The 17012-nt window shown below is 72.7% G+C and carries 14 protein-coding genes; 5 read left to right on the top strand and 9 right to left on the bottom strand.

The window, feature by feature from the left end:
- The first annotated feature begins 142 nt into the window (after nt 1-142).
- Together OG485_RS20235 and thpR are read left to right on the top strand one after the other, a co-directional pair.
- Nucleotides 143-1507 (top strand): MFS transporter, encoded by a 1365-nt coding sequence (locus OG485_RS20235; RefSeq protein WP_328669734.1) that lies wholly within the window; start codon nt 143-145, stop codon nt 1505-1507.
- A 93-nt stretch (nt 1508-1600) separates the two neighbouring features.
- Nucleotides 1601-2191, top strand: a complete 591-nt coding sequence (gene thpR / locus OG485_RS20230; protein ID WP_328669733.1) for an RNA 2',3'-cyclic phosphodiesterase — start codon at nt 1601-1603, stop codon at nt 2189-2191.
- A 176-nt stretch (nt 2192-2367) separates the two neighbouring features.
- Here the strand turns inward: thpR and OG485_RS20225 are convergent, their stop codons facing one another.
- Together OG485_RS20225 and OG485_RS20220 are read right to left on the bottom strand one after the other, a co-directional pair.
- Nucleotides 2368-3360, bottom strand: a complete 993-nt coding sequence (locus OG485_RS20225; protein ID WP_328669732.1) for an aldo/keto reductase — start codon at nt 3358-3360, stop codon at nt 2368-2370.
- A 74-nt stretch (nt 3361-3434) separates the two neighbouring features.
- Nucleotides 3435-4118, bottom strand: coding sequence for an SGNH/GDSL hydrolase family protein (locus tag OG485_RS20220; RefSeq protein ID WP_328669731.1), 684 nt, complete (start codon nt 4116-4118; stop codon nt 3435-3437).
- Between the two features lie 176 nt (nt 4119-4294).
- Here OG485_RS20220 and OG485_RS20215 point away from each other — a divergent pair, with 176 nt between their 5' ends.
- Nucleotides 4295-5296, top strand: a complete 1002-nt coding sequence (locus OG485_RS20215) for a WD40 repeat domain-containing protein (protein WP_328669730.1) — start codon at nt 4295-4297, stop codon at nt 5294-5296.
- Nucleotides 5297-5495: 199 nt separating this feature from the next.
- Here OG485_RS20215 and serC read toward each other — a convergent pair whose 3' ends face one another.
- The 7 genes from serC to OG485_RS20180 form a co-directional block, all read right to left on the bottom strand.
- Nucleotides 5496-6614: a phosphoserine transaminase gene (serC, locus tag OG485_RS20210; protein ID WP_328669729.1), complete on the bottom strand. Its 1119-nt coding sequence runs from the start codon at nt 6612-6614 to the stop codon at nt 5496-5498.
- A gap of 132 nt (nt 6615-6746) precedes the next feature.
- Nucleotides 6747-7970, bottom strand: a complete 1224-nt coding sequence (locus OG485_RS20205) for a cytochrome P450 family protein (RefSeq protein WP_328669728.1) — start codon at nt 7968-7970, stop codon at nt 6747-6749.
- A 109-nt stretch (nt 7971-8079) separates the two neighbouring features.
- Nucleotides 8080-9300: a cytochrome P450 gene (locus OG485_RS20200; RefSeq protein WP_328669727.1), complete on the bottom strand. Its 1221-nt coding sequence runs from the start codon at nt 9298-9300 to the stop codon at nt 8080-8082.
- Nucleotides 9297-9935, bottom strand: coding sequence for a GTP-binding protein (locus tag OG485_RS20195; RefSeq protein WP_443048732.1), 639 nt, complete (start codon nt 9933-9935; stop codon nt 9297-9299). The genes OG485_RS20200 and OG485_RS20195 overlap by 4 nt, the downstream gene beginning before the upstream one ends.
- Entirely contained in the window at nt 9916-10272 is a 357-nt protein-coding gene (locus OG485_RS20190; protein ID WP_037624236.1) for a DUF742 domain-containing protein, read from the bottom strand. The genes OG485_RS20195 and OG485_RS20190 overlap by 20 nt, the downstream gene beginning before the upstream one ends.
- Nucleotides 10269-10676 (bottom strand): roadblock/LC7 domain-containing protein, encoded by a 408-nt coding sequence (locus OG485_RS20185; RefSeq protein ID WP_328669726.1) that lies wholly within the window; start codon nt 10674-10676, stop codon nt 10269-10271. Before OG485_RS20185 ends, OG485_RS20190 begins: the two co-directional genes overlap by 4 nt.
- Nucleotides 10673-12460 carry a sensor histidine kinase gene (locus OG485_RS20180; RefSeq protein ID WP_328669725.1) on the bottom strand — a complete coding sequence of 596 codons (1788 nt, stop codon included), beginning with the start codon at nt 12458-12460 and terminating at the stop codon, nt 10673-10675. The genes OG485_RS20185 and OG485_RS20180 overlap by 4 nt, the downstream gene beginning before the upstream one ends.
- Nucleotides 12461-12689: 229 nt before the next feature.
- Here OG485_RS20180 and OG485_RS20175 point away from each other — a divergent pair, with 229 nt between their 5' ends.
- Together OG485_RS20175 and OG485_RS20170 are read left to right on the top strand one after the other, a co-directional pair.
- Entirely contained in the window at nt 12690-15833 is a 3144-nt protein-coding gene (locus tag OG485_RS20175) for an FAD-binding and (Fe-S)-binding domain-containing protein (RefSeq protein ID WP_443048731.1), read from the top strand.
- Nucleotides 15834-15879: 46 nt separating this feature from the next.
- Nucleotides 15880-17004: a lipid II:glycine glycyltransferase FemX gene (locus OG485_RS20170; RefSeq protein WP_328669724.1), complete on the top strand. Its 1125-nt coding sequence runs from the start codon at nt 15880-15882 to the stop codon at nt 17002-17004.
- Nucleotides 17005-17012 lie beyond the last annotated feature (8 nt).

Here is a 17012-nt window from a genome sequence, read left to right as displayed (position 1 = left end):
GTTCGGATCGCCGGTCTCGGTCCGGATCACTGATCTCGGTTCGGATCGCCGGCCTCGGAGCAACGGAGGGTCCGCCCTTCCCCGCAAGCGCCGACGCCCCCCATGACGCCGACGTCCACGATCGCACTGGAGGCGAGCCCTTTTGAGTACGGGATCCGGAGCACACTCCGCCCCCGCACCAGCCACCCACGACTCCACAGCCGCCCGCGACTCCCCCCGCTCCTCCTCGATGTTCAGCTCGCTGAAGATCCGGAACTACCGACTGTTCTTCCTGGGCCAGGTCGTCTCCAACACCGGCACCTGGATGCAGCGCATCGCCCAGGACTGGCTGGTGCTGAGCCTGACCGGCTCCTCCGCCGCGGTCGGTATCACCACCGCGCTCCAGTTCCTGCCGATGCTGCTCTTCGGCCTGTACGGCGGTGTTCTCGTCGACCGTCTCCCCAAGCGCCCCACGCTGCTGGTGACCCAGACGGCGATGGCCCTCACCGGTCTCGCGCTCGCCTTCCTCACCCTCTCCGGCCACGTCCAGGTCTGGCACGTCTATCTCGCCGCGTTCGCCGTCGGTATGGCCACCGTCGTCGACAACCCGGCACGCCAGTCCTTCGTCTCCGAGATGGTCGGCCCCGGCCAGCTCCAGAACGCGGTCAGCCTGAACTCGGCCAACTTCCAGTCCGCGCGGCTGGTCGGACCCGCCGTCGCGGGCCTGCTGATCACCGGCGTGGGCACCGGCTGGGCCTTCCTGCTGAACGGCCTGTCGTTCGTGGCCCCGCTGGCGAGCCTGCTGCTGATGCGTGCCCGTGAACTGCACATCGTCGAGCGGGCGCCGCGCGCCAAGGGCCAGCTCCGCGAAGGCCTGCGCTACGTCGCCGGGCGCCCCGAACTGATCTGGCCGATCGTCCTCGTCGGCTTCATCGGCACGTTCGGCTTCAACTTCCCCGTCTGGCTGTCGGCGTACGCGGACGACATCTTCGACTCGGGCGCCGGGGCCTACAGCCTCTTCAACACGCTGATAGCGCTGGGTTCGCTGGCCGGAGCGCTGCTCGCGGCCCGGCGCGGCACGGCCCGGCTGCGCGTGCTGATCGCGGCCGCGGTGGCTTTCGGCGCGCTGGAGGTGGTGGCCGCCACGGCGCCCACGCTCTGGCTGTTCTCGCTCCTGATGGTCCCGATCGGCATCTTCGGACTGACGGTGAACGTCACCGCGAACACCTCGGTCCAGATGGCCACCGACCCGGCCATGCGCGGCCGGGTCATGGCGCTGTTCATGATGGTCTTCGTGGGCGGCTCACCGCTCGGCGCGCCGCTGGTCGGCTGGGTCACCGACGTCTACGGTCCCCGGGTGGGCTTCGCGCTCGGCGGGCTGGTCTCGATGACCGCGGCGACGGCGATCGGTCTGGTCCTGGCCCGCCTCGGCGGCCTGCGGGTCTCCCTCGGGTGGCATCACGGCCGCCCCAGGATCCGCTTCGTCCCGCGTGAGCGGAGCGAGGAGCGGGTCGCCGCCGCGGTGTGACCAGGTGGTTCGGAGGCGGTCGGCCGGCTCGGGCGGCCGACCGTCTCGCGCACTCCGGTGTGCTGATCGCCGTTCCCTGGAAGGCTGGCCCCCATGAGACTCTTCGCCGCGGTACTGCCCCCCGCCGGAGCGGTGCGTGAACTGGCCCCTGCGGTGGACGCGTTGCAGCGGACGCCGGGTGCGGACGCCTTGCGCTGGACGGGCCGCCCCGGCTGGCACTTCACCCTCGCGTTCTACGGAGAGGTCGCCGACGACCTCGTCCCGGACCTCACGGAACGGCTGCTGCGGGCCGCCCGTCGCACCGACCCGTTCCCGCTGTCCCTGCGCGGCGGCGGGCACTTCGGCGGGCGTGCCCTGTGGGTGGGCGCGGCGGGGGACATCCCGACCATGCGGCTGCTGGCGGACCGGGCGGAGGCGGCGGGACGCAAGGCGGGCGTCGAGATGGAGGAGCACCGCCGCTACCGGCCGCACCTGACGGTGGCCCGCAGCCGCGACTCCGCGGACTTCAAGCCGTACGTCGCCGCGCTGGACGCGTTCGCCGGGAAGCCCTGGACGGTGGGTGAGCTGTGTCTCGTCCGCAGCAACCTGCCGACGTCGGGAGTGCCCGGTGAGCAGCCCCGATACGAAACGGTGGCCGGTTGCCCGCTGGGGGCGGGCGACGGGACCGGCCCGGCGGCCCGTTAACCTCGTTGGCGTGAACCCGAAGACCCGTAACCGGATCATGGCCGGTGTGCTCGTGCTGATGTTCTTCGTCGTGGCCATGGCGGCGGCGGTCAGATAGCGGCCGTCGTGGCCCTGGCGGCGGCGGCCGGACAACGACCGCCACCGCTGGACGCCGCCACCGCTGGACGCCGCCCCCGCTACCAGGCGAACGCCTCGGGGGACGGGCCCGGGCCCGGGAAGATCTCGTCGAGCCCCTCCAGGACCTCCTCCGACAGCTCCAGCTCCACCGCGCGCAGCGCCGATTCGAGCTGCTCCGCGGTGCGCGGGCCCACGATGGGGCCGGTGACACCGGGACGGGTCAGCAGCCAGGCCAGCGCGGCCTCTCCGGGCTCCAGGCCGTGCTTCTCCAGCAGATCCTCGTACGACTGGATCTGGGCGCGTACGGCCGTGTTGGCGAGGGCGTCGGCGGACCGGCCGCTCGCCCGGCGGCCGCCCTCGACCTCTTTCTTGATCACACCGCCCAGCAGTCCGCCGTGCAGCGGCGACCAGGGGATGACGCCGAGCCCGTACTCCTCGGCGGCCGGGATGACCTCCATCTCGGCGCGGCGCTCGGCGAGGTTGTAGAGGCACTGCTCGCTGACCAGGCCGATGGTCCCGCCCCGGCGGGCGGCGATCTCGTTGGCCTGGGCGATCTTGTAGCCGGGGAAGTTGCTGGACCCCACGTAGAGGATCTTCCCCTGCCGCACCAGGACGTCGACCGCCTGCCAGATCTCCTCGAAGGGGGTGGACCGGTCGACGTGGTGGAACTGGTAGACGTCGATGTAGTCGGTCCGGAGCCGCTTCAGGCTCGCCTCCACCGCGCGCCGGATGTTCAGGGCGGAGAGCTTGTCGTGGTTGGGCCACGGGTCGCCCTCGGCGCCCATGTTCCCGTACACCTTGGTTGCGAGGACCGTCCGGTCGCGCCGGTCGCCGCCCTTGGCGAACCAGTTGCCGATGATCGATTCGGTACGGCCCTTGTTCTCGCCCCAGCCGTACACATTTGCCGTGTCGAAGTAATTGATTCCGGCGTCGAGTGCCGCGTCCATGATGGCGTGGCTGTCGGCCTCGTCCGTCTGCGGTCCGAAGTTCATCGTGCCGAGGACGAGCCGGCTGACCTTGAGCCCCGTGCGTCCGAGCTGTGTGTACTTCATGGTTCACCAGCCAACGGCGTGGAGTGCGCTCTAGGCAAGGGCAGGCCGGGTGACCGACGGCGCCCCGGGGTCCGTCAGGCGGACGCGGCCGTGTACGGGTCGCCCAGGTCCCAGGCCTGGTGCATCGCCTCCGCGAAACCCTCCGCGATCTTGTGTTCGCCGCTCGCGTTCGGGTGGGTGCCGTCGTACGTGTCGAAGGTGGTGTCGTACGAGGGGGGCGGGGACGCGAGCAGCAGCGGGGAGCGCGGTTCGTCGAGGTCGGCGACCGCCTTGCCGAGGAGCTCGTTGAAGGCGGCCACCTCGGCGGCGAAGGGGGCGTCGGACTCGGCGCGGACGTTCGGTATCACCGGGAGCAGGACCATGCGGATGCGCGGGTTCGCGGCGCGGGCCTCCTCGACGAAGACGCGGACGTTGTCGGCGGTCTGCACGGCGTTGGTGTAGAAGCCGAGGTCGATGAGGCCGAGCGAGACCAGCAGGACGTCGGCGCGCTGCGCGCGGACCGTCTCGCGGATCACCGGGGCCATGTGCAGCCAGCCCTCGCCCCAGCCGGCCAGGTGGGCGCGGGGGAATTCCGGGTCCGCGTACTCGTGCGAGTCGGGGGAGCCGGTCGACTTGTCGTAGAGCGTCTCGCGCGGGCCGACGATCTTGAACGGGCCCCCGTACGTCGCACGCAGGTGCTGCCACATCCGGTAGCGCCATGTGTGTTCGCCCGCGCTACCGATCGTCATGGAGTCGCCGACGGGCATGAACCTGAGCATCCGATCATCATGGACGATCGGTCCGGGCGCCACGGGCCGCCAGGGTGTGAAGCTGGACACGCCCGCGGGCGGCCCGGCGCGGTGCACGGGGCCGGGCGGGGCACGAGGGCCGGGCGGCGCGGGCCCGGGCGGACGCCGGTCACATGAACGGGCCGGTGGGATGGCAGGCTTGGGCCATGCGCCGATCGCACTCGTTCGTGTCCGGAGCCGCCGCCGGAGCCCTTGCCGGAGCGGCCCTCGTCCTCGCCCTGGCGGCGCCCGCTCTCGCCGACGGCGGGGACGGCGGGTTCACCATCAAGGATCCCCGGATCAAGGAGTCCAGCGGTCTCGCCGCCTCACGCCTCCACCCGGGCGTCTACTGGACCCACAACGACAGCGACGACGGGCCCTACCTGTACGCGGTCGACAGCAGGACGGGCCGGACCGTCGCCACGGTCACCATGAGCGGGGTCGGCGCGCCCCGGGACGTCGAGGCGATCTCCCTCGGCCCCGACGGCGACCTGTACGTCGGTGACATCGGCGACAACCTCGGCGGCTCGTGGGACCACGTGTGGATCTACAAGCTCCCCGAGCCGAAGGTCCTCAAGGACCAGACGATCCGTGCCACCCAGTACGTCGTGAAGTACTCGGACGGTCCCCGCAACGCGGAGGCGCTGATGGTGCACCCCAAGACGGGGCGCGTCTACATCGCCGACAAGAACGAGGACGGCGGCCACCTCTACGAAGGCCCCGCCGAACTCAGCGCCTCCGCGACCAACGTGTTCAAGCCCGTCGCCACCGTCGACCTGTGGGTCACGGACGGGGCCTTCTCCCCCGACGGCCGCCAGCTCGCCGTGCGGGGCTATTTCGGCGGGATCGCGTACACCTGGAACGGCGGGCGGATCAAGCGCCTGGAGCGCCTGAACGTGCCCCTCCAGGGCCAGGGCGAGTCGATCACCTACACCCGCGACGGATCGAAGCTCCTGTACGGCAGCGAGGGCGCGGACAGCGGCGTGGAGCCCGAGGACGCGCCGGGTGCCGCGGGGTCCGGCTCCAACTCGTCCTCCAAGGGCGGCGGTTCGGCCGCCGGGGGCGGGAGCGGCGACGGGACGAGCGGTCAGGTGAAGGTCGGCGCCATCGCGGTCGCGGCCCTTTTCGCCGTGGTGTTCGGCTTCAGGCGGCTGCTGCGCCGCCGCTGAACGCGGCCGCGGGGCCGTAGCAACGGACGGCGGCCGCGGCCCGCGTCACGACGGACGGCGGCTACGGACCCGTACGAGGCGGACGGCGGCCAAGGCCCCCCTGCACACGGTGAAGCGGACGGCGGCCAAGGCCCCGTACACACGGCGAAGGGGCGTCCGGCACGCTCGCGCGCCGGACGCCCCTCGAAGGCCGGGACGGTTACAGCTTCTCGATCACGTAGTCGATGCAGTGCGTCAGCGCCTCGACGTCCGCCGGGTCGATCGCCGGGAACATGGCGACGCGCAGCTGGTTGCGGCCGAGCTTGCGGTAGGGCTCGGTGTCGACGATGCCGTTGACGCGCAGGACCTTGGCGACGGCGGCGGCGTCGATCTCGTCGGCGAAGTCGATCGTGCCGATGACCTGCGAGCGCTTGGCCGCGTCCGTCACGAACGGGGTGGCGTACTTGCTGTCCTCGGCCCAGCGGTACAGGCGGGTCGAGGAGTCCTTCGTCCGGGCGGCCGACCAGGCGAGGCCGCCCTGGCCGTTGATCCACTCGATCTGCTCGTTGAGCAGGAAGATCGTGGCCAGCGCCGGGGTGTTGTACGTCTGGTTCTTGCGGGAGTTGTCGATCGCCGTGGGCAGCGAGAAGAACTCCGGGATGTGGCGGCCCGAGGCGTGGATGCGCTCGGCGCGCTCGATCGCGGCCGGGGAGAACACGCCGATCCACAGTCCGCCGTCGGAGGCGAAGGACTTCTGCGGGGCGAAGTAGTAGACGTCGGTCTCGGCGATGTCGACGGGCAGGCCGCCGGCGCCGGAGGTGGCGTCCACCAGGACGAGGGAGCCCTCGTCGGCACCCGCGACCCGCTTGATCGGGGCGGCGACACCGGTGGAGGTCTCGTTGTGGGTGAAGGCGTAGACGTCGGCGCCCGCCTCGGCGACCGGCTCGGGGTGCGTGCCCGGGTCGGAGGAGACCACGGTCGGCGCGGCGAGCCACGGGGCGAGCTTGGCCGCCTTCGCGAACTTGGAGGAGAACTCGCCGAACGTGAGGTGCTGCGACTTGTTCTCGATCAGGCCGTGCGTCGCGACGTCCCAGAACGCGGTGGAGCCGCCGTTGCCGAGGACGACCTCGTACCCGTCGGGCAGGGAGAACAGCTCGCTCACGCCCTCGCGCACCTTGCCGACCAGGTTCTTGACCGGGGCCTGGCGGTGGGATGTGCCGAGCAGAGAGCTACCGGTCGCGGCCAGCGCGTCCAGTGCCTCCGTCCGCACCTTGGAGGGGCCAGCGCCGAATCGTCCGTCGGCGGGCTTGATGTCAGCGGGGATCTGGATATCAGCCACGTCAGGAGCCTAGCCGTTCCGGGAAACCTCGGTGAAACGTCGTCCGTCGGCTGAGACGGGGCGTGTTGACGGCGGCGGCCGCGGGAGGGCCCGTCAGGGGCCTTCCCGCGGCCGGCGGCTCATGGGGTCCGGCTATCCGGCGGTGAGCCTGACCGGCAGCTCGAACAGGTCGTTCTGCGTCACCACCGGCTTGTTGCGGAGCTCCGACACCGGGACGGCCAGGTCCAGGGAGGGGAAGCGCTCGTACAGGGCGGGCAGGGCGACGCCCGCCTCCAGGCGGGACAGGGCCGCGCCGGGGCAGACGTGGGGCCCGTGACCGAAGGAGATGTGCCGGTTCTTGCCGGTGCGGCTGACGTCGAACTCGCCCGCGGTGGGCCCGTGGGCGTTCTCGTCGCGGCCGATCGCGCCGTACGACACGATGAGCGCGTCGCCCGCCGGGATCACCTTGTCGCCGACCGGGACGTCCTCCGTGGCGAAGCGGATGAGGACGTGGGAGGTCGGGGTGGAGTGGCGCAGGGTCTCCTCGACGACCGCGGACCAGTCGGCCTCGCCGGACAGGACGAGGGCGCGCTGGTCGGGGTGGGCGGACAGGTTGACCACCGCGTTGACGATGAGGGAGATGGTCGTCTCGTGGCCCGCCGCGACCATCAGCTGGAGGGTGGAGACGATCTCCGCGTCGGTGAGGTGGTCACCGTCCTCGGAGGCCAGGATCAGCGCGCTGGTCAGGTCGTCGCCCGGCTCGGCACGCTTGGCCGCCACCGTGTCCGCCATGATCCCGGCCAGCTCGGTGAGGGTCGCGATGACCTCGGCGGGCGGGGTCTGCGTCGAGAAGAACTTCTCGAACAGCTCCTTCAGACGCGGCAGGCGGGACTCCTCGATGCCCATGAGGTCGGCGATCACGTACATGGGCAGGGGGTAGGCGAAGTCGGCCTTCAGGTCGACGACGTCCCCGGTGAGGTTGTCGAGCAGGCTCTCCGTCAGCTTCGAGATCCGCTCCCGCATCTGCTCCACCCGGCGCGGGGTCAGCGCCTGCGCCACCAGGGTGCGCATCCGCCGGTGGTCCGCGCCGTCCACGGTGAGCATGGAGCGGCCGGGGTTGGCGAGTCCGATCAGCGGCCAGTCGGGGGCGATCTCGCCGCGCTGCCAGGCACCCCAGACGTTGATGTCCTTCACCAGACGGGGGTCCGTGAGCAGGGCGCGCGCCTCGGCGTGGTGGGTGACCGCCCACACCGGGACACCGCCGGGCAGTTCGACGGCGGCGAGCGGTCCCGCGGCGCGCAGCGCTGCGCTCTCGCCGTCCAGGTCGGTGACGAAGGGGTCCAGGACTATGCGGGTCTCTTCGGTACCGGTGGTCATGCGGGGGTGCCTCCAAGGGCTGGGGTGGGGGTGACGCGTCTTCTCCGGGGCATGGGGACAGCCCCGGGCCCCGGCCGGGCGGGTGCGCCGGCCGGGTGGCAACGGTGTCTCAGAGGACGGGTACGGGCGTGAACCGCACCGGCAGTTCGTTCAGGCCCCGTAGCCACGGGGAGGGGCGCCGGGTCAGTGTGTCGGCGGGTACCGCCAGGTCGATGTCCGGCAGCCGGTCCAGGACGATCTCGATGCCGGTCCGCGCGATGACCTCGGCGACCTCCTGTGCCGGGAACGGGCAGCGGTGCTCCCCGTGACCGAAGGAGAAGTGGGCGTTGTTGCCGCCGGTGAGGACCGAACTGTCGGTGCGGACCTGGGGGTCGGAGTTGGCGCCCTGGAGGCCGAGCAGCAGCAGGTCGCCGGCGCGGATGCGGCGGCCGCCGAGCTGGGTGTTGCGGGAGGCCCAGCGTCCGGCCACGTTCTGGGTGGGGGTGTCCTCCCACAGGACCTCGTTCATGGCCTCGGCGACGCTGTGCCGGCCGCCGAACAGGGAGGCGGCGAACCGTTCGTCGGTGAGCATCAGGCGCAGCGAGTTGCCGATCCAGTCGGCCGTGGGCTGGTGGCCGGCGGCCATCATGACCATGAGGTCCTGGACGATCTCCATGTCGTCGAAGCCCGCGGTGTTCGCGAGCATCCGGGACACGACGTCGTCGGCGGGCGTTTCCTTGCGGTCGGCGATCAACCGGGCCATGGAGGAAGCCAGATGCTGCTGTCCGGCCAGCGCGCCCTCGCGCCCGTTGATCATGTCGTTCAGGGCGGTGACCAGGCCGGGACCCTGCTCGTCCGCGAAGCCGTAGAGCGTCGCGAGGACCCGTACGGGCAGCAGGGCCGCGTAGTCGCCGATGAGGTCCGTCTCGCCCTTGGGGCAGATCGCGTCGATCAGCTCGTCGGCGAACTTCTCGGCCTGGGAGCGCAGTTCGGAGGGGTCGATGGCTTCGAGGGCGTCGCTGATCATCGCGGCGCGCTCGCGGTGGCGCTCGCCGACGGTGTACAGGATGGAGGGCTGTTTGCGGCCGATCATCGGCAGCAGCGGCCAGTCGTCGGGGATGCGGTCCCACTGGCTCCACAGGTCCGAGTCCCGGCTGAACAGCTGGGGATCGCCGGTGACCTGGTGCAGTTCGCGGTAGCCGAGCACGAGCCAGGCGGGGATGTCGCCGTCGAGGACGACCGGCACGACGGATCCGTGGTCGCGCCGCATCTCCCGGTACAGCTCGGCGGGTTCGGTCTGGAACCGCGGCCCGCCGAGGGGGACGGGCGCGGTGGCGGAGGCGGGGGTCACAGAGCGGGCTCCGGTGATTGAAGGGCGCCTTCCGCGGCTGCGGCGCCGTGACGGGCGTAGCGGGACTGGAGGTGCTCCACCAGCGTGATCAGCACCTGCTTGCTGGACTCCCGGGAGCGGGCGTCGCAGTCGAGCAGCGGTACGTGCGGGTCGAGGTCGAGGGCCTCGCGGATCTGCGCGGGGGTGTGCGGGGGCCCGCCGAAGTCGTTGCAGGCCACGATGAAGGGCGTGCCGTAGTGCTCCAGCCGGTCGATGGCGTACCAGGATTCGTCGATGCGGCGGGTGTCCACCAGGACGATCGCCCCGAGCGTTCCGGAGAACAGCCGGTCCCACAGGAACCAGAACCGCTCCTGTCCGGGTGCGCCGAACAGGTACAGGATGTTGTGCGTGTCCAGCGTGATGCGTCCGAAGTCGAAGGCGACGGTGGTCGCGGACTTGCCGCGCACCTCGCTGATGTCGTCGACGCTCGCGCCGGCCTGCGTCATCGTCTCCTCGGTGTTGAGGGGACGGATCTCGCTGACCGAGCGGACGAGGGTCGTCTTGCCGACACCGAACCCGCCCACGATCACGATCTTGAGGCCGTTGTCGGCGGACGCGGACAGGGGCGCACGAGCGTCAGAGGTTACGGAGTCCAACGAGCACCTGCTCCAGGATGTCGGGATCGGGAAGACCGGAGGGAACAGTGGTGTGCGGGTGACGGGCGCTGACCCGGCCCGTGGAGAGCAGGTCGGAGAGCAGGACGCGGGTGATCGACACCGGCAGTCCCAGCTCCGCCGCGATCTCCACGACGGCCGTCGGCCGCTCGCACATCCGCAGGATCGCGGCGTGCTCGGACTGCATGCCCACCGCCGGATCGCACTCGGCGACCACCAGTGTCACGAGGTCGAAGGGGGTGTCGGGGCCGGAACGGGTGCGCCCTCCGGTGAGGGTGTACAGCCGGTCGGGCGCGTCGTCCCTGCCAGGACGGCTCATGACGACCGGGGCGGCGAGGTCAGGTGCTCGCCGAGTTGTTCCACGAGTTCGCTCATGTTGTGTCCCACCAGTCCGGCGTCGGCGTCCTCGGCGGTGACGACGGCGAGGTGCGCGCCGTCGCCCGCTTCCACGATGAACAGCACCCCTCCGTAGAACTCGGCCATCGCCGAGCGCACGCCCCCGCTGCCGTCGCCGAACTCCATGGAGGCGCCGTGGGACAGCGACTGGATGCCAGCGGCGATGGCGGCGAGCTGGTCGGCCTGGTCGACCGACAGCTCCGGAGTGCGGCACAGCTTCAGTCCGTCGCGGGAGAGCACGAGCGCGTGCCGTGCGCCCGGGGTGCGCTCAAGGAGGCCCTCGATGAGCCAGGTGAGCTTCTCGTCGGCGGTGATGGTGCCGGTCATGGGGTGGTGTCGCCTTCCGGGAGCGCGGTGGGGGTGGTGGGGGTCGTGGTGGGGGAACTGGTGGACGCGGTTGCGTGGTCCTCGGGCCGTGCCGGTGCTTCGGTCCGGGGCGGATCGTCGGCCGGTACGGGTCCGGGGGCGCCCGGTGCCGTGCCGCGCACCGCTTGGCGGAAGGTGCCGAAGCGGGCGGCGGACCGGATCTTGGGGTCGTCGCCGGTACGGGGTTCGGGGTCGGCCGGGGGTGTGACGTGTGAGCGGCTGCGCTCGGCGTGGGCGAGGGTGCGTCCGCGGCGGCGCTTGGGCAGGCCGCCGGTGGACGGGAGGCCCTGCTCGTGCCGGGGCGAGTCGTGGGCCGGGACGGGGTCCGGGTCGAGGTCGCCGGCCGCGCGGGCGGCGGCGTACGACACGGGGGAGGCCGGGGATTCCTGGGAGGTGCGGGATTCCTGCGGGTCCGGGGACCACGGGGATTCCGGGGATTCCCGGCCGTCCGGTGGCCTCGGCGCGGTGGCGTGGCCGTCGACGCCGGTCGGGGCGGAGGGGACGGGCTCGGACCCGGCCGGCAGCGGCGCCCCGGTGAGGTGGAGGCTGGGCTGGGTGAGGATGTCCTGCGGTATGAGGACCAGCACGCCGGTGCCGCCGCGGGCGGAAGGCCGGAAGGACACCTTCAGGCCGTGCTTGCGGGCGAGCCGGCCGACCACCGAGAGGCCGAGGCGGGTGCCGGTGAGGCCGCCGAGCCCGGACCGGGGCCCGACGGGGCCGGTGACGGCGCGTTCGGCGCGGCGCAGCTGGACGTCTCCCATCACCAGGCCGCTGTCCTCGACGGAGACGATGACACCCGCGGGGACCTCCTCGACGTACACATGCACTTCGGCGGTGGGCGGCGAGAAGTTGGCGGCGTTGTCGAGGAGTTCGGCCAGTGCGTGCATGACGCCCTCGGCGGCGTGTCCGGCGACGGCGACCTCGCTGGCGGAGTGGACGCGCACCCGCTGGTAGCCGCCGATGCGGCCCATGGCGCCGCGCAGGATCGACTCCATGACGATCGGGCGGGCCCAGCGGCGCCCCGAGCGAGCGCCCGCCAGGACGGCGACGGAGTCGGCGAGGCGGCCGGCCTGCGCGGTGCGGTGGTCGAGGTGGAGCAGGTCCGCGAGGACGTCCTCGTCGGAGTGCCTCTCCTCCATCGCGCGCAGGTCGGCCAGCATGCCGGTGGACAGCGCCTGCATGCGTCCGGCCGCGTTGGCGATCGCCGAGATCGCGGCGGCGCGGTCGGCGGCGGCCTGCCGGGTGCGCTCGGAGAGTTCGGCGTTGCGCTCGGTGAGCCGGGCGCGGTCGCCGGTGAGGAGTTCCCTCTCCTTGGTGAACTCCTCGGTGAGGCGGGCGTGTTCGCGGGCGGCCGTCTCGGTCAGACGGGCCCGCTCCTGGGCCGCGGTCTCGGCCGCGCGGGCGCGTTCGCGGGCGGCCTCGTCGACGAGCCTGGCCCGGTCCTGGCCGAACTCCTCCGCCAGTCTGGCGCGTTCCTGGAGGAGCCGGCCGGCGTCCTTGGTCACGCTGTCGAGGCGTCGCAGCGCGATGCGCCTGGTCTGCACGGCGTGGGCGGCCACCGCGACGGCGGCGCACAGCAGCACCGCGGCGGCGCCGGTGCCCCAGGCGAGGGGCACGCGGGCCGGTTCGGGGGCGAGCAGGACGGCGGCCACCACCGCGGCCGCGGCCGGGACGGCGGCGGCCAGCACGGCTTTCGCCGTGGTGCGTGGGGTGGGTCGTTCGCCGGAGGGCAGGGGCGGGGTCATCAATCGGTCCTCGGTCGTGTTCCTGGGGGGAGAACGTGTCCTCGGTCGTGTCCTCGGTCGGTCCTGGGCGAGAAGCGACACTCGATGCTCAACTCGCGGTCACTATATGAGAGTTCGTGATTCGATTGGGAGGCTTCGGGAAGCGGTTTCATGATCGCCCCGGCATATCGGTGCCTTTCGGGTGTCCGGCCACAGGGCCGCCGCCGGTGCCCGGCGGCATCCTGGAGACATGACGGATCTGGGTGGACGGCCGGACGGACGACCGGACGGAAGGCCGAGCGGACGGCCCGCAGGGCAGCCGGACGGGCCGCCGGCGGAGTCGGCCGGTCGGCTCCGGTCCGAACTGGCGGGGGCCGTGCGCGGCGAGGTCTCCTTCGACACGACGGCGCGGGCGCTGACCACCATGGACGCCTCCAACTACCGGCGCGTACCGCTCGGTGTGGTGGCCCCGCGGGACGCCGAGGACGTGGCCGCCACGCTCGCCGTGTGCCGCGCCCACGCGGTGCCGGTCGTGGCGCGCGGCGGCGGCACCTCGATCGCCGGACAGGCCACGGGCACCGGCGTCGTCCTGGACTTCACCCGCCACATGGACCGGATCCTCGCACTGGACCCGGACGCCCGTACGGCCGTCGTCCAGCCCGGTGCAGTCCTCGACCGCCTCCAGGAAGCCGCCGCCCCGCACGGACTGCGCTTCGGCCCCGACCCCTCCACGCACAGCCGCTGCACCCTCGGCGGGATGATCGGCAACAACTCCTGCGGCTCCCACTCGGTCGCCTGGGGCACCACGGCGGACAACGTGCGGGAGCTCACGGTCGTCGGCGCGGCCGGGGACACCCGCCGCCTCGGCCGGGACTGGCAGGGCGCTCCGGACGGGCTGAAGGCCCTGGTCGAGAGCGAGTTGGCGCTGCTGCGGACCGGCTTCCCGGACCTCCCGCGGCGGATCTCCGGGTACGCCCTCGACGCGCTCCTGCCCGAACGCGGCGCGGACGTGGCCCGCGCGTTCTGCGGCTCCGAGGGCACCTGGGGCCTGCTCACCGAGGCGGTCGTACGCCTGGTCGAGGCACCCCGGGCACGGGCGCTGGCCGTCCTGGCCTACCCCGACGAGAGCGCCGCCGCGGACGCCGCGGCCGGCCTGCTCGGGTACGGGCCGCTGACCGTGGAGGGGATGGCCGCCGACCTCGTACCCGCCGACGCGGGGCTGCCGCGCGGCGGGGCCTGGCTGTTCGTGGAGACGGGCGGCGGATCGCCGGCGGAGGCACGCGCGCGTGCGGACACGATCGTGCGGGCCGCGGACGTGGGGGACGCCCTGGTGGTCACCGACCCGGCGGGGCAGCGGGCGCTGTGGCGGCTGCGGGAGGACGCGAGCGGCACGGCGACCCGGATGCCGTACGCCGGGGACCGCTCCCCGTTCGGCGCCGCCCGCGGGCTCGGCGAAGAGGCCTGGCCCGGCTGGGAGGACTGCGCGGTGCCGCCCGCCCGCCTCGGCACGTATCTGCGGGACTTCCGGGCCCTGCTCGCCGCCCACGGGCTGCACGGCACCCCGTACGGCCACTTCGGCGACGGCTGCATCCACGTCCGGATCGACTTCGACCTGATCACCGCGGCGGGCGTCACCCGCTTCCGGCGCTTCTCGGAGGATGCCGCCCGCCTCGTCGTCGCGCACGGCGGCTCGCTGTCCGGCGAGCACGGCGACGGACAGGCCCGCGCGGAACTGCTGCCCGCGATGTACGGAGCGGAGATGGTCCGCCTCTTCGAACGGGCGAAGGACCTCTGGGACCCGCGCGGCCTGCTCAACCCCGGCATGCTCGTGCGCCCGCACCGGCTGGACGAGAACCTGCGGTTCGCGGTGCTGCCGAAGCGCCCGGTGGACGTGGAGTTCGGCTATCCGGCGGACGGCGGCGACTTCTCGGCGGCGGTGCGCCGCTGCGTGGGTGTCGCCAAGTGCCGTACGGCCTCGGTCCCGGGCGGCGCCGAGGTCATGTGCCCCTCCTTCCGGGTGACCGGCGAGGAGGCGCACTCCACGCGCGGGCGGGCCAGACTGCTGCACGAGATGCTCGCCGGCGAGATCGTCACCGACGGGTGGCGCTCGACGGAGGTCCGGGACGCGCTGGACCTGTGCCTGTCCTGCAAGGGATGCAGGTCCGACTGCCCGGTCGGCGTCGACATGGCCACCTACAAGGCGGAGTTCCTCCACCACCACTACGCGGGCCGCCGCCGTCCCGCCGCGCACTACACCCTGGGGCGGCTCCCCTTCTGGCTCGCGGCGGTGACCCGAACCCGCTCGGCCCGGCTCGTCAACTCGCTCGCGTCCCTGCGCCCCTTGGCCGCCGCCGCCAAGCGCCTGGCCGGTGTGGCGCCCGACCGGGAGATCCCGAGGCTGGCGCCCGTGACGTTCAGCCAGTGGTGGTCGGCCCGGTTCCGGGACCGGGCACGGGCGCGCGAGCGCGAACGGCGCCGGGACACCCAGGACACCCCGGGCGGACCGGGCGGGGAGAGGCGCGGGGGCGGGCGGCCCGCCGACGCGCTGTTCCCGGGCTTCGGCGGCAGGACGGTCCTCCTGTGGCCGGACACCTTCACCGAACACCTGGAACCCTCCGTCGGACGCGCGGCCGTAAGGGTCCTGGAGGCCGCCGGACTGGCCGTGCTGCTGCCCCCGAGGACGGTGATGCGGCACGGGCCCGTCGGCGACGGCGTGACCCGGGGCCCCCTCCGCCTCGGCACACTGCTGCCGCGCCGCCGCCGTCGCGTCTGCTGCGGACTGACGTACGTCTCGACCGGCCAGCTCGACCGCGCCCGCACCGTGCTCCGCCGCACCCTCGACCTCATGGAGCCCTACCTCGCCATGGACGACGTCCCGGTCGTCGTCCTGGAACCGAGCTGCGCCGCCGCGCTGCGCACGGACCTCCCGGAACTGCTGCCCGGCGACCCGCGCGCGGCACGGCTGGCGGCGGCGGTGACGACCTTCGCCGAGGCGCTGGAACGGTACGCGCCGGCCTGGACGCCGCCGCGCCTGGACCGCCCGGCGGCCGGCCAGACGCACTGCCATCAGCACGCGGTCCTCGGCGACGCGGCCGAACGCCGGCTGCGCGACGCGGCGGGCCTGACCGGCACCCTCGCGGGCGGCTGCTGCGGACTCGCGGGCAACTTCGGCTTCGAGAGGGGCCACGAGGAGGTGTCACGGGCCTGCGCGGAGGAACAGCTGCTCCCGGCGGTACGGGCGGCCGACGACACCGCGGTGATCCTGGCCGACGGCTTCTCCTGCCGCACCCAGCTGGCCCAGCTCTCCGGCCGCCGGGGCCGCCACCTGGCGGAGGTCCTGGCCGAGGCGCTGGAGAACGGCCCGCGGGACGACGGGTCCGCGCCCACCGCGTAAGTACGCTGGGATTTCACCGGCCGAAGACGTTCGAGGAGCGACGCGCATGACTCTCCGCCTGCAGGCGATCACCCGCGACGAGCACCTGGCGTTCGTCCGCTCGCGGCCCTCGGCCAGCCATATGCAGGTGCCGTCCTGGGGGGACGTGAAGCCGGACTGGCGTGCGGAGAGCCTCGGCTGGTTCGACGCGGACGGCCGCCTCCAGGGGGCCGGCCTCGTGCTGCTGCGCCCACTGCCGAGGATCAAGCGGTACCTCGCGTACCTGCCCGAGGGCCCCGTCATCGACTGGCACGACCCGGACCTCGCCGAACGCTGGCTGCGGCCGATGGTCGCGCATCTGAAGTCGCGCGGCGCGTTCACCGTGAAGATGGGCCCGCCCGTGGTCGCGCGCCGCTGGAGCGCCGACACGCTCAAGACGGCCATCGCCGATCCGGCGGCACGGCGCCTCGGCGAGGTGACCGCGACCTCGTACGAACCGGGCGCGGACGGGATCGCCGACCGGCTGCGGGCGATGGGCTGGCAGCGGACCGAGCCCGGCGGCGAGGACGGCTTCGCGGCGGGACAGCCGCGCTACGTCTTCCAGGTCCCCTTCGCCGGACGGTCCCTGGAGGAGATCCACAAGGGCCTCAACCAGCAGTGGCGGCGCAACATCAAGAAGGCCGACAAGGCCGGCGTCGAGGTGGTCCGGGGCGGCTACGACGACCTGCCCGCCTTCTACGAGCTCTACGCGGAGACGGCGGAACGCGACCGTTTCATCCCGCGCCCGCTGCCCTACTTCCAGCGGATGTGGACCTCGCTGACGGCCGAGGACCCCGACCGCATGCGGCTCTATCTCGCCCGCCACGAGGGCGACGTCCTGGCCGCGGCCACCATGCTGACCGTCGGCAGCCATGTCTGGTACTCCTACGGCGCCTCCACCAGCCGCAAACGCGAGGTCCAGCCCAACAACGCCATCCAGTGGCGCATGATGACCGACGCCCACGCGCTGGGCGCCGCCGTCTACGACTTCCGCGGGATCACCGACACCCTGGACGAGAGCGACCACCTCGTCGGCCTCCTGCGCTTCAAGGCGGGCGCGGGCGGCGAGGCCGCGGAGTACCTCGGCGAGTGGGACCTCCCCATCAACCGGGTGCTGCACAAGGCGCTGGACGTCTACATGTCCCGCCGCTGAACGGCCCG

This window comes from Streptomyces sp. NBC_00328, assembly GCF_036139655.1.
Taxonomy (GTDB): domain Bacteria; phylum Actinomycetota; class Actinomycetes; order Streptomycetales; family Streptomycetaceae; genus Streptomyces.
Note: the sequence above shows the minus strand (reverse complement) of the source record. Positions and strands in the feature narration are given on the sequence as shown.

Excerpts from the sequence above, each read along its gene's own strand:
- thpR (WP_328669733.1), top strand. The coding sequence starts at position 1,601 with ATGAGACTCTTCGCCGCGGTACTGCCCCCCGCCGGAGCGGTGCGTGAA.
- OG485_RS20225 (WP_328669732.1), bottom strand. The coding sequence starts at position 3,360 with ATGAAGTACACACAGCTCGGACGCACGGGGCTCAAGGTCAGCCGGCTC.
- OG485_RS20220 (WP_328669731.1), bottom strand. The coding sequence starts at position 4,118 with ATGCTCAGGTTCATGCCCGTCGGCGACTCCATGACGATCGGTAGCGCG.
- OG485_RS20215 (WP_328669730.1), top strand. The coding sequence starts at position 4,295 with ATGCGCCGATCGCACTCGTTCGTGTCCGGAGCCGCCGCCGGAGCCCTT.
- OG485_RS20205 (WP_328669728.1), bottom strand. The coding sequence starts at position 7,970 with ATGACCACCGGTACCGAAGAGACCCGCATAGTCCTGGACCCCTTCGTC.
- OG485_RS20190 (WP_037624236.1), bottom strand. The coding sequence starts at position 10,272 with ATGAGCCGTCCTGGCAGGGACGACGCGCCCGACCGGCTGTACACCCTC.
- OG485_RS20185 (WP_328669726.1), bottom strand. The coding sequence starts at position 10,676 with ATGACCGGCACCATCACCGCCGACGAGAAGCTCACCTGGCTCATCGAG.
- OG485_RS20180 (WP_328669725.1), bottom strand. The coding sequence starts at position 12,460 with ATGACCCCGCCCCTGCCCTCCGGCGAACGACCCACCCCACGCACCACG.
- OG485_RS20175 (WP_443048731.1), top strand. The coding sequence starts at position 12,690 with ATGACGGATCTGGGTGGACGGCCGGACGGACGACCGGACGGAAGGCCG.
- OG485_RS20170 (WP_328669724.1), top strand. The coding sequence starts at position 15,880 with ATGACTCTCCGCCTGCAGGCGATCACCCGCGACGAGCACCTGGCGTTC.